This is a genomic window from Leptospira yanagawae serovar Saopaulo str. Sao Paulo = ATCC 700523 (genome assembly GCF_000332475.2).
In the GTDB taxonomy this organism is placed as follows: domain Bacteria; phylum Spirochaetota; class Leptospiria; order Leptospirales; family Leptospiraceae; genus Leptospira_A; species Leptospira_A yanagawae.
Window position 1 is genome coordinate 431,549 of the sequence record NZ_AOGX02000015.1, and the last position, 14,524, is coordinate 446,072.

Annotated in this window: 12 protein-coding genes; 10 read left to right on the forward strand and 2 right to left on the reverse strand. The window is 37.1% G+C overall.

Annotated elements, in window-relative coordinates; all coding sequences use genetic code 11:
- Positions 1-41: 41 nt before the first annotated feature.
- The 8 genes from dnaA (at position 42) to LEP1GSC202_RS05745 (ending at position 10,127) form a co-directional block, all read left to right on the forward strand.
- The gene (gene dnaA, locus LEP1GSC202_RS05710) at positions 42-1,367 is read left to right on the forward strand and encodes a chromosomal replication initiator protein DnaA (RefSeq protein ID WP_015676499.1); all 1,326 of its coding nucleotides are present in this window, start codon (positions 42-44) and stop codon (positions 1,365-1,367) included.
- 246 nt (positions 1,368-1,613) lie between these two features.
- Positions 1,614-2,732 (forward strand): DNA polymerase III subunit beta, encoded by a 1,119-nt coding sequence (dnaN, locus tag LEP1GSC202_RS05715; RefSeq protein ID WP_015676874.1) that lies wholly within the window; start codon positions 1,614-1,616, stop codon positions 2,730-2,732.
- A complete protein-coding gene (gene recF, locus LEP1GSC202_RS05720) occupies positions 2,732-3,835 on the forward strand; it encodes a DNA replication/repair protein RecF (RefSeq protein ID WP_015677434.1) in 1,104 nt (367 codons plus the stop codon). The genes dnaN and recF overlap by 1 nt, the downstream gene beginning before the upstream one ends.
- The gene (locus LEP1GSC202_RS05725; protein ID WP_015676933.1) at positions 3,832-4,155 is read left to right on the forward strand and encodes a DciA family protein; all 324 of its coding nucleotides are present in this window, start codon (positions 3,832-3,834) and stop codon (positions 4,153-4,155) included. Before recF ends, LEP1GSC202_RS05725 begins: the two co-directional genes overlap by 4 nt.
- Positions 4,156-4,233: 78 nt before the next feature.
- Complete coding sequence (gene gyrB, locus LEP1GSC202_RS05730) at positions 4,234-6,153, forward strand: DNA topoisomerase (ATP-hydrolyzing) subunit B (protein ID WP_039928251.1); 1,920 nt, start codon at positions 4,234-4,236, stop codon at positions 6,151-6,153.
- A 19-nt stretch (positions 6,154-6,172) separates the two neighbouring features.
- On the forward strand, positions 6,173-8,704 hold the full coding sequence (gene gyrA / locus LEP1GSC202_RS05735) for a DNA gyrase subunit A (protein WP_015677356.1): 2,532 nt from the start codon (positions 6,173-6,175) through the stop codon (positions 8,702-8,704).
- A gap of 15 nt (positions 8,705-8,719) precedes the next feature.
- Positions 8,720-9,733, forward strand: coding sequence for a tRNA dihydrouridine synthase (locus LEP1GSC202_RS05740; RefSeq protein ID WP_015677258.1), 1,014 nt, complete (start codon positions 8,720-8,722; stop codon positions 9,731-9,733).
- A 10-nt stretch (positions 9,734-9,743) separates the two neighbouring features.
- Positions 9,744-10,127: a PilZ domain-containing protein gene (locus LEP1GSC202_RS05745; RefSeq protein WP_015677493.1), complete on the forward strand. Its 384-nt coding sequence runs from the start codon at positions 9,744-9,746 to the stop codon at positions 10,125-10,127.
- Between the two features lie 119 nt (positions 10,128-10,246).
- Here the strand turns inward: LEP1GSC202_RS05745 and LEP1GSC202_RS05750 are convergent, their stop codons facing one another.
- On the reverse strand, positions 10,247-10,828 hold the full coding sequence (locus tag LEP1GSC202_RS05750) for a lipoprotein LipL21 (protein ID WP_015677091.1): 582 nt from the start codon (positions 10,826-10,828) through the stop codon (positions 10,247-10,249).
- Positions 10,829-10,957: 129 nt separating this feature from the next.
- On the opposite strand from LEP1GSC202_RS05750, the gene LEP1GSC202_RS05755 reads away from it, so the two are divergent.
- Positions 10,958-12,535 carry an LIC10012 family protein gene (locus LEP1GSC202_RS05755; protein ID WP_039928253.1) on the forward strand — a complete coding sequence of 526 codons (1,578 nt, stop codon included), beginning with the start codon at positions 10,958-10,960 and terminating at the stop codon, positions 12,533-12,535.
- Positions 12,516-13,403, forward strand: a complete 888-nt coding sequence (locus tag LEP1GSC202_RS05760) for a helix-turn-helix domain-containing protein (protein WP_015676830.1) — start codon at positions 12,516-12,518, stop codon at positions 13,401-13,403. The genes LEP1GSC202_RS05755 and LEP1GSC202_RS05760 overlap by 20 nt, the downstream gene beginning before the upstream one ends.
- Here the strand turns inward: LEP1GSC202_RS05760 and holA are convergent.
- A complete protein-coding gene (holA, locus tag LEP1GSC202_RS05765) occupies positions 13,382-14,491 on the reverse strand; it encodes a DNA polymerase III subunit delta (RefSeq protein ID WP_015677274.1) in 1,110 nt (369 codons plus the stop codon). The two genes, LEP1GSC202_RS05760 and holA, sit on opposite strands and share 22 nt — an antisense overlap.
- Between the last annotated feature and the right edge of the window lie 33 nt (positions 14,492-14,524).

Consider the following 14,524-nt stretch of genomic DNA (forward strand, 5'->3'; position numbering starts at 1 on the left):
TAAAAGTATAGTACCCGATTTCACATTTAGGGCGGGGAAGCTTGGACAAACGTTGGGAAGAAATTTTAGAAGAAATATCGAAACAGATACCTCCCAAGTACTTTTCCAATTTCATTGTCCCACTCCGCTTCGATAAGTGGGAGAACCAAGTGGTTCACTTAATGGCACCCTCCAGCGGGATCAAACGCCATGTGGAAACAAAATACATCAGCTTCATCGAAGATGCGGTTTACCAAATCATCGGAGACAAATTTAAAGTTTCCATCCTTACCGAATCAGAAACATCTTCACATGTTTTAAAAGAAGTCATCCAATCAAAATTCGATGATTCTGATTCCGACCTCAATCCTGAGTATATCTTTCAAAATTATATCACATCTGATTCCAATCGTATTGCTTACACTGCCGCCAAAACTGTGGTGGAACAACCTGGTAAATACAATCCTTTGTATTTGTTTGGTCCCGTTGGAGTGGGAAAAACACATTTACTCCACGCCATTGGCAATGAGATCAAAAAAAAAGATCCATGGAAAACCGTTCGTTATGTAAACAGTACTTCATTTTTAAACGAATTCATTTTTACGGTTCGGCAAAACAATCGTGAGTCTCTCGAATCGTTTAAAATTCGTTACCAGTCATATAATGTTCTACTATTTGATGACATTCAATTTTTGAATGGTGGTGCCGAGAAAACCCAAGAAGAGTTTTTTGCTCTTTTTAATTTTTTATACGATCGCAAACGTCAAATCGTCATCGCATCGGATAGACCAAGTTACGAACTCCCTCTCCATGAGAGACTGAAATCTAGATTTGTACATGGTTTACAAGCGGATATCAAATCACATGATTTAGAATTACGTAAGTCGTTACTCAAAAATAGTTTTTCTGAATTTAATATTCCTGCAAGTGACAACTTAGTCCATTGGCTCGCCGAACGATTAGAAGGTGATTCCCGTGCCCTCATTGGAATTGTAAACGATTTGGTGATGTATAAAAAAGCCTATGAGTATTTTTTGCTCACGGAAGACAAAATCAAAGAAATTGCCGAAGCACGTTTCCTAACGAATAAAAAACGAATTGGATTCAGTCCTGATATGGTCATCGATTTGGTTTGTGAACGGACAAACGTCGCTAGAAAGGATTTACTTGGAAAAAGCCGGAAGGCAGATTTTATCCCACCTAGGCATCTATGTATGCTCCTCCTCCACGATGTTTTGCATGTGCCCAAGGCCCAAATTGGTCGTATTTTTTCCACGACTCATTCTACCGTCATCCACGGGATTGATAAGTTTAAGGAACGTATGAAGACGGAACCCCAATGGGAAGACCTTTTTCATACCATCAAACACAAGATTAGCTTCCAATAAACTGTGACTAACAAGAAGACAGACTGTCTATAAACTGTCGATAGGACATAGTCTCGACTTATGGTTCCAAAATTGTCGCATCAACTGTTCAAAGCGACATAAATATTCACACTTGCCAAATGGAAAAAAACTGACATAATTCAATAAAAATTGAACTTTCCAGGCTTTATCGACATACTGACAGAACCAACGGAAACGACATAATATATATAAAGATATATAATATAAATAAGAAGAAGAGGAAAAATGAAATTCACTGTCAATACTACAGAATTCCTAAAAGCAATTAACTCAGTGGATGGAGTGATCTCAGTACGTGAGATTAAGTCGGCTCTTTCCAATTTAAAAATACAAACTGGGGAAAACGAAGTGTACCTTTCTGCGACTGATTTGGAGATCGCAATCAAAACTTCTGTTCCTTCCACCATTGGAGAAAAAGGAACGGCATCACTTCCTGCAAAACAACTCTCTAGCATTTTTAAAAATTTGAACTTTGATACTAGTTTACTGACAACAACGGAACAATCGGAGAATTCAGAAACAACCATCACTGATGCTTCTGGTAAAATGGACACAAAGTTTAAAGTAAACGGAATTGATTCTGAGGATATCAAAATAATTCCAAAAGTGGATGAAGCGAGTGTTGTCGAATTTCCTTGCCAAACCATTCGAGAAATGTTTCGTAAAACATCTTACGCTATGGCAATCGAAGAAACACGTTTTGTATTCAATGGATTGTTTTTAAAACCAGATAACACTGATTTAATTGTTGTGGGAACAGATGGACGTCGTTTATCAAAAATTGTCCGTAAATTTCCAAAACAATTTCCATTCAAAAATGGAGTGATCATCCCACATAAAGCTGTTCGCGAAATGTTAAAAATGATGGAAGGAAAAGAAACGGCAAAGATCGGATTTGTGGAAGAACAAATTTATGTTTCTTCTGGAAACGTTGAACTTCTTTTTAAACTCATTGATGGAAACTTTCCTGATTACGAACAAGTGATTCCGAAACAAACCACTGAATCCGTTCGTGTTGTGAAAGCTGACTTTCTTACATTTTTAAAACAAGCTTTGATCTCAGCTGAAGAACCATCGAAACAAATTCGTTTGGCTTTCAGTAAAGGAAATGTAAACATTAGTTCTTCAAATCCAGGAACAATGATGTTCGATCACAATATGCCTATTGAATACAATGGTGAAGCGATTACCATCGCGTTTAAAGGTGATTATTTAAGTGATGTTGTGAAAGCTGTGGATGATCCAGAAGTCATTTTAGAATTCACTACTTCTAGTGCTCCTGTATTGTTTAAGGATCCTTCTGACAGCGATTTTGTTTCTGTCATTATGCCAATGAAACTTTGATGTTTCTAAAAAGAATTTACATCAAAAATTTTCGAAACCACGAAGAAACCCAACTCACATTCAAATCACGTCTTGTCTTCTTCATTGGAAACAATGGAGAAGGGAAGACAAATTTACTCGAATCCATTTCACTTTTATCCTATTTAAAAAGTTTTCGTGAATCAGACCAAAATCAACTTTTACGTTGGGATACTTCGGACACATTTATCCGAGCTGAATTTGAATCAGAAGGGAATGATTATTTATTTGAATATGGAATCGAACATTCACAAAACAAACGTAAAAAATTAAAAGTGAATGGAGAAGAATTTAAAAAAATCTCTGACTATGTAGGTTACTTTCGTTCCATCGTAATGAGTCCACCAGATATTTTAATCATTGAAGATGGGAATGTGGAACGACGAAGATTTTTAGATGCATTCATTTCCTCTACCAATCGTTATTATTTAAAACAACTCATCGAATATGAGAGGTTGATCAAACAAAGGAACGCAGCATTAAAAAAAGAAAATGTGAGTGAAAGGGAAATCGGAATTTGGGATGAACCGATCATTGAACACGATGCGGAAATCAGAGAAATTAGAACTAAAACCATTCAGAGTTTAGCAGGATACTTTCATCAAAATCTTTTACAACTGAGTTCAGGAAAGGATCCATTCCATCTAACATATAAACCAAATGTATCTTGTAAAGAAGAACATAGGCAAAGGTTATTCGATAATTTACGAAAAGACAAATCTATCGGTTACACAAGTTGTGGAAACCATCGAGATACTCTTCCCATCGGATTTGATGATAAAGATTTAAGTGGTTTTGGATCCCAAGGCCAAAAACGAAGTGCCGTCATTGCTCTAAAAACTGCCTGTTTTCAAATGATCCGCGATACAACGGGAGAAGCTCCAGTCCTTCTCATTGATGACATCATCCGTGAACTCGATGTGAAACGAAGGGAATATTTTGTGAATTTGATCTCTGAGTGTGGCCAGGCATTTTTCACCACAACAGATTTGGAAGGGATCAATGAATATGTCGGAAACCTAACTGTTGATAAAGAAATTTATCAGATTGAATCTGGAAAAGTGAAGGTTTTCACAGCCACATGAAAAAAGTAGAACTCACTGAACTTTTCCAAAGCCTTGAAAAAATGGGACTCGACCGAGAATCGGTTTTCCAAGACCAAATTTTAAAGAAACTTCGTTTACAATGGAATGAAATCGTAGGGGATGTATTCGGAAAACAAAGTTTTCCTAAATCTTTGGATGGTAAAAAACTGACAGTTGTTTGTCGACATTCGATGGTTTCTCAGGAATTGGAGTTCCAAAAAGAAGAATTGTTACAAAAAATCAATCGAATCGCAAATCCTATTTTCTTAGAAAAAATCCATTTCAAAACAGGGAATGAATTCCAAAATCCAAGGTCCTAAACCTTCCGTTTGACCCCGATTTCACTTGCCCTTCGAGGGTCTTTTTAGGATACTTCCTATAGGGTATCTCAAAATTCTATGTCCAACCAAACCGATCAAAACGCCTATTCAGCCTCAAAAATCAAGATCCTAGAGGGTCTAGAGGCGGTCCGGAAACGTCCCGGAATGTACATCGGAACCCAAGATGAATCCGGCCTCCATAAGATGGTGTATGAGGTCGTAGACAACTCAGTGGATGAGGCGATGGCTGGCCACTGCTCAGAAATTGATGTCCGTATCCTTCCAGAAAATATCATTGAAGTTCGGGATAACGGTCGTGGGATTCCAACCGGAATCCATCCAGACAAAGGAAAATCTACCATTGAGGTGGTTCTCACTATCTTACACGCTGGTGGAAAATTTGAAAATGATGCGTATAAGGTTTCGGGTGGTTTGCACGGGGTTGGGGTATCTGTTGTAAACGCTTTATCTACCTATTTGGAAGTGGAAGTCCACCAAGATGGAAAACTCCACTACCAAAAATACCAAGCTGGTGTACCGATGGAAGATGTAAAAATCATCGGGGAAACCACACATCGAGGAACAGTTGTTCGTTTTAAACCTGATCATACTATTTTTACGACCATTGATTTTTCTTTTGATACACTTTCTGCCAGGTTTCGAGAAATCGCTTTTTTAAACAAAGGACTTCTGATTCGGATTGAAGACCAAAGAAAGGAAGAGATCGCAAAACACGAGTTTAAGTTTGACGGTGGAATTGTATCCTTTGTGGAATACATCACCGAATCCAAACACCCTCTTCACAAAGTATTACACTTTGTGGGAGAAAAAGAAAATGTTTGGGCTGAGATTGCCCTTCAATACTGTGATACATACAGTGAGAATATATTCTGTTTTACCAATGCCATTAATAATAACTTAGGTGGTACCCACTTAGAAGGATTTAGAACAGCTCTTACGAGAACTCTTAATGACCATCTGAAAAAAGACCAAACCTTGTTTAAGAAGCAACCCAATGGTTTACAAGGGGATGACATCAAAGAAGGAATTTGTGCCGTTATCTCTATTAAAATTCCACAACCTCAGTTCAATTCACAAACAAAAGAAAAGTTAGTGAATGCGGAAGTGAAGGGTCTTATGCAAACCATAACTGGGGAAGGACTCAATCGTTACTTTGAAGAAAACCCTGCCGTAATCAAAAAGATTTTAGAGAAATGTATCTTAGCATCAAAAGCGAGAGAAGCGGCAAGACGTGCACGCGACTTAACTCGACGTAAAACTGTTTTAGAAGGTGGTGGCCTTCCTGGAAAACTCGCAGACTGTTCCGAAAAAGATCCTGAACATTGTGAACTCTTCCTTGTCGAGGGGGATTCAGCGGGTGGATCTGCCAAACAAGGTCGCGATCGTAACACACAAGCTATCCTTCCTCTTAAGGGTAAAATTCTAAACGTAGAAAAAGCACGTTTGGATAAAATCTTATCGAACGAAGAAATCCGAACTCTAATCACTGTTATGGGAACAGGTATAGGTGATGATGAGTTTAACGTAGATAAACTTCGATATCGAAAGATCATTATCATGACCGATGCCGATGTGGATGGTTCACACATTCATACGCTTTTATTAACTTTTTTCTTTCGATACATGAAACCAGTGATCGAACGTGGTTCTCTCTATGTCGCCCAACCACCATTGTATTTACTCAAGTTTGGTAAAGAAGCAGTGTATGTTTACTCTGATCGTGAAAAGGATGAAATCTTAAAATCCAGACCAAACGACAAAGTAGTCATCCAACGATACAAAGGACTTGGAGAGATGAACCCTGAACAACTTTGGGATACAACAATGGATCCTAAAGAACGAGTGATGTTACAAGTGAAACTACAGGACTTTGTAGAAGCTGAAGACACATTCAACATCCTAATGGGTGATGAAGTGTCACCGCGACGTCGTTTCATAGAAGCAAATTCGTACAAAGTAGCAAATTTAGATCTTTAATCGGAATTAGGAAAATCAAATGACCGAACAAAACGGCCAAGAAAACGAATCAAATAAAACCTTAGCACTCAATTTATCCGGTAGACCAGACGTAGCCGGTGCCTTAAAAGCTGGAGTCAGGGTCATTCCGGTTGAAATCGAAGACCAAATGAAGGAAGCTTACCTCGATTATGCGATGAGCGTTATCGTTGGTCGTGCACTTCCCGACGTACGTGATGGATTAAAACCGGTTCATCGACGGGTTTTACATGCGATGAATGAAAGGGCATGGCGTTCCGACAGACCTTATGTAAAATCAGCAAAGATTGTCGGGGAAGTCATTGGTAATTACCACCCACATGGTGACTCTGCTGTTTACGAAACAATGGTTCGTATGGCGCAAACCTTTTCAATGCGTGAAACATTGATTGATGGTCAGGGTAACTTTGGATCCGTCGATGGGGATAATGCTGCGGCCTATCGTTACACGGAAGCACGCCTTACTAAACTTGCCGAAGAACTTCTAAAAGATATTGAAAAAAATACCGTTAGTTTTTCACCAAACTTTGATGATACAAGACAACAACCAGATGTTTTACCAGCCAATTTTCCGAACATCTTAGTCAATGGTTCGACGGGAATTGCTGTGGGGATGGCAACAAACATCCCTCCGCATAACTTAAAAGAAGCGGTCAATGCTGTCATTGCAATGATTCAGAATCCGGAGATTACACTTCCGGAACTTATGAAGATATTACCTGGGCCAGATTTTCCAACAGGTGGGATCATCATCGGTGGAGAAGGTTTGTACCAAGCCTATGCGACTGGAAAAGGTTCGATTCGGATTCGTTCCAAAGTAGAGATCATTGAAAATAACAAAGGTCGTGAGATCATTGTCATCCATGAAATCCCATACCAAGTAAATAAAAAGAACCTACTAGAGAAAATTGGAGATTTGGTGAATGAAAAACTCATCGAAGGTATCTCTGAAATCTTAGATCTATCAGATCGTAAAGGAATTCGTGTTGAAATCCATGTGAAAAAGGATGCCAACGCACAAGTAATTCTAAACCAACTCTTTAAGCTCACACAACTACAGGTGAGTTATGGAATCACAATGCTTGCCATTTTGGACAACCGTCCAAAAATATTCTCTTTAAAAGAAATTTTAAAATCTTATGCAGAACATAGACGAGAAGTTGTTGTCAAAAGAACTGAATTTGATTTAGACAAGGCACAAAAACGAGCTCATATCTTAGAAGGTCTAAGGATCGCTCTTGAAAATATCGATGAAGTGATCCGTATCATCCGTGCATCAAAGGATGTGAAAGAAGCACAAAGTTCCCTTATGGCAACGTTTGCTCTATCGGAATTACAAGCTGATGCAATTCTTGAGATGCGCTTACAACGTTTAACATCTTTAGAAGTACAAAAAATCATTGATGAATTGGAACAAGTTCGACTCCTGATTGCTGATCTTGAAGATATTTTGGCAAAACCAGATCGAGTAAAATCGCTCATTTGTGATGAATTAGGAAAAGTTTCCCAATCCTTTGGAAATACTCGTTCAACAGAGATTAGCTTGGAATCACTTGAATCTTCAACCTTTAATGCAGAAGATTTGATCGCTGATGAAGAAGTGGTTGTACAACTTTCTGAAGACATGTTCATCAAACGACTTCCTATGGACACTTTCCGCCGTCAAAAACGAGGTGGAAAAGGAGTACAAGGTATCTCCACCAAACGAGAAGACTTTGTCAAAAAACTAAGTAGTGCAATGACTCATGACAATTTAATGCTCTTTTCCAATAAAGGAAGAGCATTCCTGATGAAAGTGTATGAGTTACCAATTGCAACCAAAGAAGCTCGTGGTAAATCTCTCAAAGCTGTTATCAATCTAAACGATGATGAAATCATAACTTCCTTATTTACCTTTAGAAATTTTGATGATTCATATCTTCTAATGGTAACGAAAGAGGGATTTGTGAAAAAAATCCAATTGGATGAATTCACAAACACCAAAAAATCCGGAATCATTGCAATCGGACTTCGTGATGGCGATGAACTCATCGATGTAATTGCAAATCCGAATAACTATGATGTATTCATCGGTAGTAAAAATGGTCTCGCAATTCGCATGAATTTAAATGAACTTAGATCTCAAGGTAGAACTGCTTCCGGTGTCACTGCCATGAAATTGGAAGATGATGATGCGATTGCCGGAATCACAAAAGTAGAACCTAACACACATTTATTCTGTATTTCAGAAAATGGATTTGGAAAACGTACCGACTTTGAAGAATTTTCTACCAAAGGTCGTGGTGGAAAGGGTATGACTTATCTCAAGATTGGTGAAAAAAATGGAAGGGCAGTGGGTATCTCTTCTGTAAAAGAAGAAGATGAACTCCTAGTCATCACACAATCTGGTATGGCTATCCGAGTAGAAGTGAAAACAATTTCTATGGTTGGTAGGTCTGCTATGGGTGTCAAAGTTGTGAATACAAAAGATGACGATTTCGTAAAAGACTTTGCTGTCGTTCGTGAATCAGATTCTGATCAAGTGGAATCTTAGACGGGTATTTGTTAGATGGTAAGGATAGGAAATGTAACAATCGAAGGTGATGTGGCATTGTCACCTATGGCAGGCATTTCTGATAGCCCTTACCGTCAGATAACAAAACGATTTGGTTCTGCTTTTTCTTATACGGAATTTGTATCCACCGAACAATTGAAATTAGGAAATACAAAGTCATTAGATATGTTTCGGTTTGTAGAATCAGAACGGCCCATTGTCTTCCAAATCTTTGGATCAGATTTAAATACAGTGGTCCATGCTTCAGAAATCGCAGCCGAGAGAAAACCAGACATTATTGATTTAAATATGGGATGTTCTGTATCCAAAGTATCACATAATGGATCTGGAGCTGGTCTTCTCAAAAACATTCGTTTGGCGGGACAAATGATTGAAGGGATTCGAAAACAAACTGGACTTCCTGTGACCGCAAAAATCCGTTTGGGATGGGATTCAGATTCACTCAATTATTTGGAAACAGTCAAAGTATTAGAAGATTCTGGAGTATCCGCTATTTCAGTCCATGGAAGGACAAAGGCGATGGCCTATACTGGTTTAGCTGATTGGAACGCCATCGGAGAAATCAAGTCACGTGCCAGTGTTCCGATATATGGAAACGGAGATGTACAAACGTATCAGGAAGCGATCAGGAAAAAACAACAGTTTGGTGTTGATTTGGTTCTGATAGGAAGAAAAGCAATTGGAAACCCTTGGGTATTTGGGAAAGTACCAAAGGAGTTAGTTTCATGGTTTGAAATCAAATCAATCATTTTGGAACACTTAGATCTTATGTTGGATTTTTATCCATCAAGTGATGATTATGCATTAATTTTATTTAGAAAACATTTTATCAAATATATAGAAAATACAGGATTCCCAGAAGAACAAAAAAGAAAATTACTGATGTTAACTTCTGTGGATGAATTTAAAGACACTTTAGAATCAGTGAAAATTGATTCTAAATTTTTGGAAACAAGCGAAATCAAAAACGAGAATATAAACTGTGAAACGTTTGTAAGTCTTGTATAAGGAAACTGAAATGGCAGATTCAAAACAATCGATCTTCTCTGATAGTTATAGCAAATACGGTGGGGCGAAACAAAAACGTAAAGATGCCCGAGTCAAATTGGATGTTCCATGTACAGTCGAATTGGTAAAATCCAAAACAGGACCAGTCACTGGACATCTCTCTGATTTGGGAACTGGTGGACTTGCCTTCCAAACAACCGCGATATTTTATGAAGGGGATCATGTGAGAATCCAATTTTCTCTGAACCAAAATCCATTAGAAATATTAGGAACAGTCCACCGATCTTCTGGTAAAACAACATCAGTGATTTTCAAACCACTCGCTGCTACAGAACACAAAGTGGTACAAGAGTTCATTCACAAACATTACTTTGATCCAAAAGTGAAAAAATAATTAGCTTACCATGTTAATGGAATGAGGAAGGATTTTTTATCTTCAGACCAAATTGTTTTTGAATAAAAAAAAAGCCTCCTGAATGGGAGGCTTTTTCGTAACAAAACGATACTACTAAATTACTGAGCAGCAGTCGCTTTTGCTTCGAGAGCTTTTTGTCCACCTGCATATCTTAGGTATCCAACACACTGGCATTCTTCCCAAGTCTCAGGTTCTCCTACGTTTGCACAGATACCTGTTTCATTGTTAAGAGAGCAGCAGTCATAAACCCCAACACCTTTGATCGTTCCTTTAGATTCAGATACGATTACAGAACCAGTAGATTGACCATCGGACACACCAGAAGCTTGCTCTAAGTATTCACCCAAGATTTTTTTCAAACCATCACCAGCAACTTGTAAACGAGCTGCTTCACGGCAAGTGGATTGTTTCATTGCTACTGAATTTGCTTTGATCGCTTTGTCAGATGCACGTGCAGAAAATTTCATGTAAAGATAATCGAATTCTTTTTCTTTTCCTTTGCAGTACTCAGCAGGGCTTTGACCACGTTTTGCAGCCGCCGCGTCTGGGGCACAAGCCCAACCTTCAAAAATCCAACCATTTTTACCTACGGTCGTAGCGTCTCTTCTGCCTCCATCGTTGGATCCGCAAGATACAACAAATGCGATAAGAGAGGCACATACGATAAGTGATTTCTTCATAAAGAATCTACTCCTTTTCCGAAGAATTTGATCTGATTCAAAACCGTTGTCAATCTTTTATCAAAGAAAACGAAACTGACTTGTAGGATAAAGATTTACATTTTCGCTTCATAGACCGATTCTAATTTTATGTCTCGATTCCTGTGTTCGCATGTTATTGCATCGTTGCTTATTTTTTTTGCGTTCTTCCCTAAAAATGTTTCTGCGAAAGAAATTTCTATCCTACCTGCATACATTTCAGGTGAAGTACCACCTGTTCTCGGGACAAAACGTGAGGCTGGTTTTGAATTGTCCCGCCTTTCGCGACATTATCTAAAAAGAAATTTTTTTACTGAAATTACAGATCCGAAAATCATCGAAACGTATTTATCAGAAACGGAATGGAACGAGGAAGCTGATCTCAAAGACCAAGATTTTACAAATTATTGCCACGAATGGGATTCTCATTTTGTAGTGCAGGACCAAATCGATTTCGGGAATCCGATTTTAGTAAAGACAAACATCTTTAATTGTAAAAATTTAAGTAAACAGGTTATCCAATCGAAATTGATTTCTAACTTTGTAATGGCGTATGAAAAACATACAGAAAAAAGTTTTCGATTTTTACCACCTCGGTTTTATGAAAAAAAGAGTAAAACACCTGTATACTATGAAATCAATTTATTTCTGGATATCCATTCCTCTTACGCTTACTACAAAAAAGACATTTTAAAAAGTTTAACAGCGATGTATGACCAAGATGGTTTGTATCTTGGAGTCACGTTAGTCAAAAAGGACAAAACACTTACAGTTCCACCAACAAAAGACCATTCAGAAATCAAAAAAATCATGGAAGAAACGGGATGGCAAGGTTCAAACCAAACCGAATCAATCATTTCTGCATTACAGGGAATGAAATCGAAGTTACCTTCAGGTAAAAAAGAATCTCGAAAATTATTTTTATTACTTTCATCCAGCGTGAAGGATAAGTCTGGTTCGATTATCATGGCGTTAAATGACCTTAGGCATATGGAAATTGAAACCATCATTTTAGTTCCAAATCATTCTGACTTAAGTACAATTCGTGAAATACAAAGAATTGGGAAGGCAAGTAATTCACATGTCGTGGGGATCACCGCTTACCAAAAAATTGGAACCCAAGATGGATATGAATATTTGTATTTAAATCAGTTCAATGTATATTCTTCCATAGAAGAGTTACAATATCCCTTTCAATGGAACCAAACAAATATCAAAAAATTTGATGCTTCACTCGTGAGAGCTGCCATAGACGTTGTTTCGCCTTACAATCTTTATATGGCTTATGAAAAAATTGCCGAAAAACGAGTTCTTGAAAAAGAAGAAGTAAAAACCGATTTAGAATATATTTTAAGAACAGAATCCAATTCTGAGTTAATCGAAAAGGATCGTTTCCAAACAGTCCTTGTGGAATCAAAAGGTGAAGCCATTTGGATCCAATTGCCGTATGATGTTCAAGTCACAAAAGGAAAGGAATATTTAATCCAAACAACATTTATTTTAGATCCATTGTCCACTTGGGGAATTAAAAATGTTCCAGCGGAAACAAACTTATTAAAAACGAATTACACATATCCTAAGACATTGATGGTAAAACCATCGCAGGCAAAAAAGTTCTTAGATCTAAATAAAATTAGAGAGTTTAATGGTTATTTGCAAGGTACAGTGAGTGTCATTAAAAAAAGGTAACGGTTTTCAGGAATGGATCACCAAAGGGTCTGACATTGAAAAAATAAAAAATCAATGGATCGAAATTTCCAATTCTTCCTTACCCATACTCATTGTGGGAGAACGAGGAGTTGGAAAATCGTTTTGGATCCAGAAAAGTTTAGAAAAAAGAAATATCTCAGAATCATCAATTCTCCGTTTGGATTTCTCATTCCCAAATTCTTTGGAAGAAAAATTGGGAAAACTCAAATCGATCAAACCAAACCAATCTGTTGTGATCGACTGGATCACAAACGCTTCAAAAGAAGAAATGATTTCCTTACAACAATGGTGGAAAACAGAAAAATACAATGAAAAATCCAAACTTTATCTCTATTGGGAAATCCATTCAGAAGAGATGGATACATTCACTCAAAAAAGTATATATTCAGAGTTTTATGAACAGTTTAAGTCATTTCGTTTTGAACTACCAAATCTAAAAAAGAGAATTTCGGATTTACCAATCTTTGTTCACAGTTTTTTAGAGGAAGCAAATCAAAGTTTAAATAAAAAAATCACTTCGTTAGACGAAGATTTTTATATATTTTTAAAAAACAAAATCTTTAGCCGAAATTATACTGAACTAAAAGATTTAATATTTGCTTTGGTAGGATTTTCCTCAGGCAAACATCTTCATTGGAAACAAATTCCTTCCCATTTTTTTGAAAATTCTTTATCAGAGTTGGACATCCAACCTGGAATCAGTTTGGAACAATATGAAAAAGAAATCATCAAAGCAAATTTAATTTATACGAAAGGCAATCGGGAAAAAGCAGCGAAATTATTAGGAATTTCGGAACGTAATTTATATAGAAAATTACATGAATTTCATTTGGAAGACTTATCTTGAAGCAAAGCAAATAGATGCATGATTTTTTGTATGAAATAGTTTTTTCCTTCTTCGTCCCGAAGTCCTGATTTGAATTTAATATTCATTTCAATCACTTGTTCATAAAAAAGATCCAAAATTTTATCAGTAAAATTTGCTGAGTCGGAAACTAGTTGCCTCCTGACAAAGTTTTTACGTGCTTCCGAAAAACTTCCTGTTTTCAATAGGTCATCCATAATGGGAATTGGAACTTCTCCGTTATGCCTTGCGCGGATCACTTTGACCTTACGAATTTCATCCAATTTGTACGTAAGCCTTGTTAAAAAATTAAGAATTTCAGAATTTTGATCCCCAAATTTGGTAAACTCTTTGAAAAAATCTCCTTTGCGTTTTTGTACAAGCGATTCTACAAGAACATTTGTATTCAATTCATTTTGACTAAATAGAACTGAATTTACATCTTCTAATGTAAACTTTGATCGATGTAAGTATTGTTTCAATTTTTTTACACTTTTAATATAAGCACCAACATTTGCTGGTGTGCGATGAATGAATTCATCCGTTGCATTTTGTTCAAAGTGAACTTGTTCTTGGTCACATACTTCTTTGAATATTTTTGGATAGTCATTTGGATACAAAACTTTGGTTTTGAAATGGCTAAGAGTACCTTGGAATAGTTCAGTGAGTGATTTGGGAATATCCTTTCCATCATAGTGGATCAAAGCATATATTTCTTCCGAGACCGAAGTGATATTTTTACGAAAACCAGATGCGTAGTCTTTCCATTCATTTGCTGCTTTTGCATCTAAAATCGGTTTGAATAGGGCAGTTGCATTTTTGATGATGATGAGTTTACGCGGATAAAACATATCGGGTGTAAACAGTTCGGCAAATAATTTTGTTTGGTCTCCAGATTCTGGAACAATCAAAATGACCTCAAAAGTTCCCAATGCTGTTTGTAAAACTTCCCGGTAGTGTTCGACAATCAGCTCAAACTCATAGGAATCTTCCCCAGCATAGGCAAAAAACTGGGGGATTTGGCTTACAGGGGTTTTGAAAAGTTGAAAAAGTGAGTTATATTCCCTGGCTTGTGATTTTTTTGTTTCCATTTTCTTAAATCAGGTCTAATCTTACAACTGGAC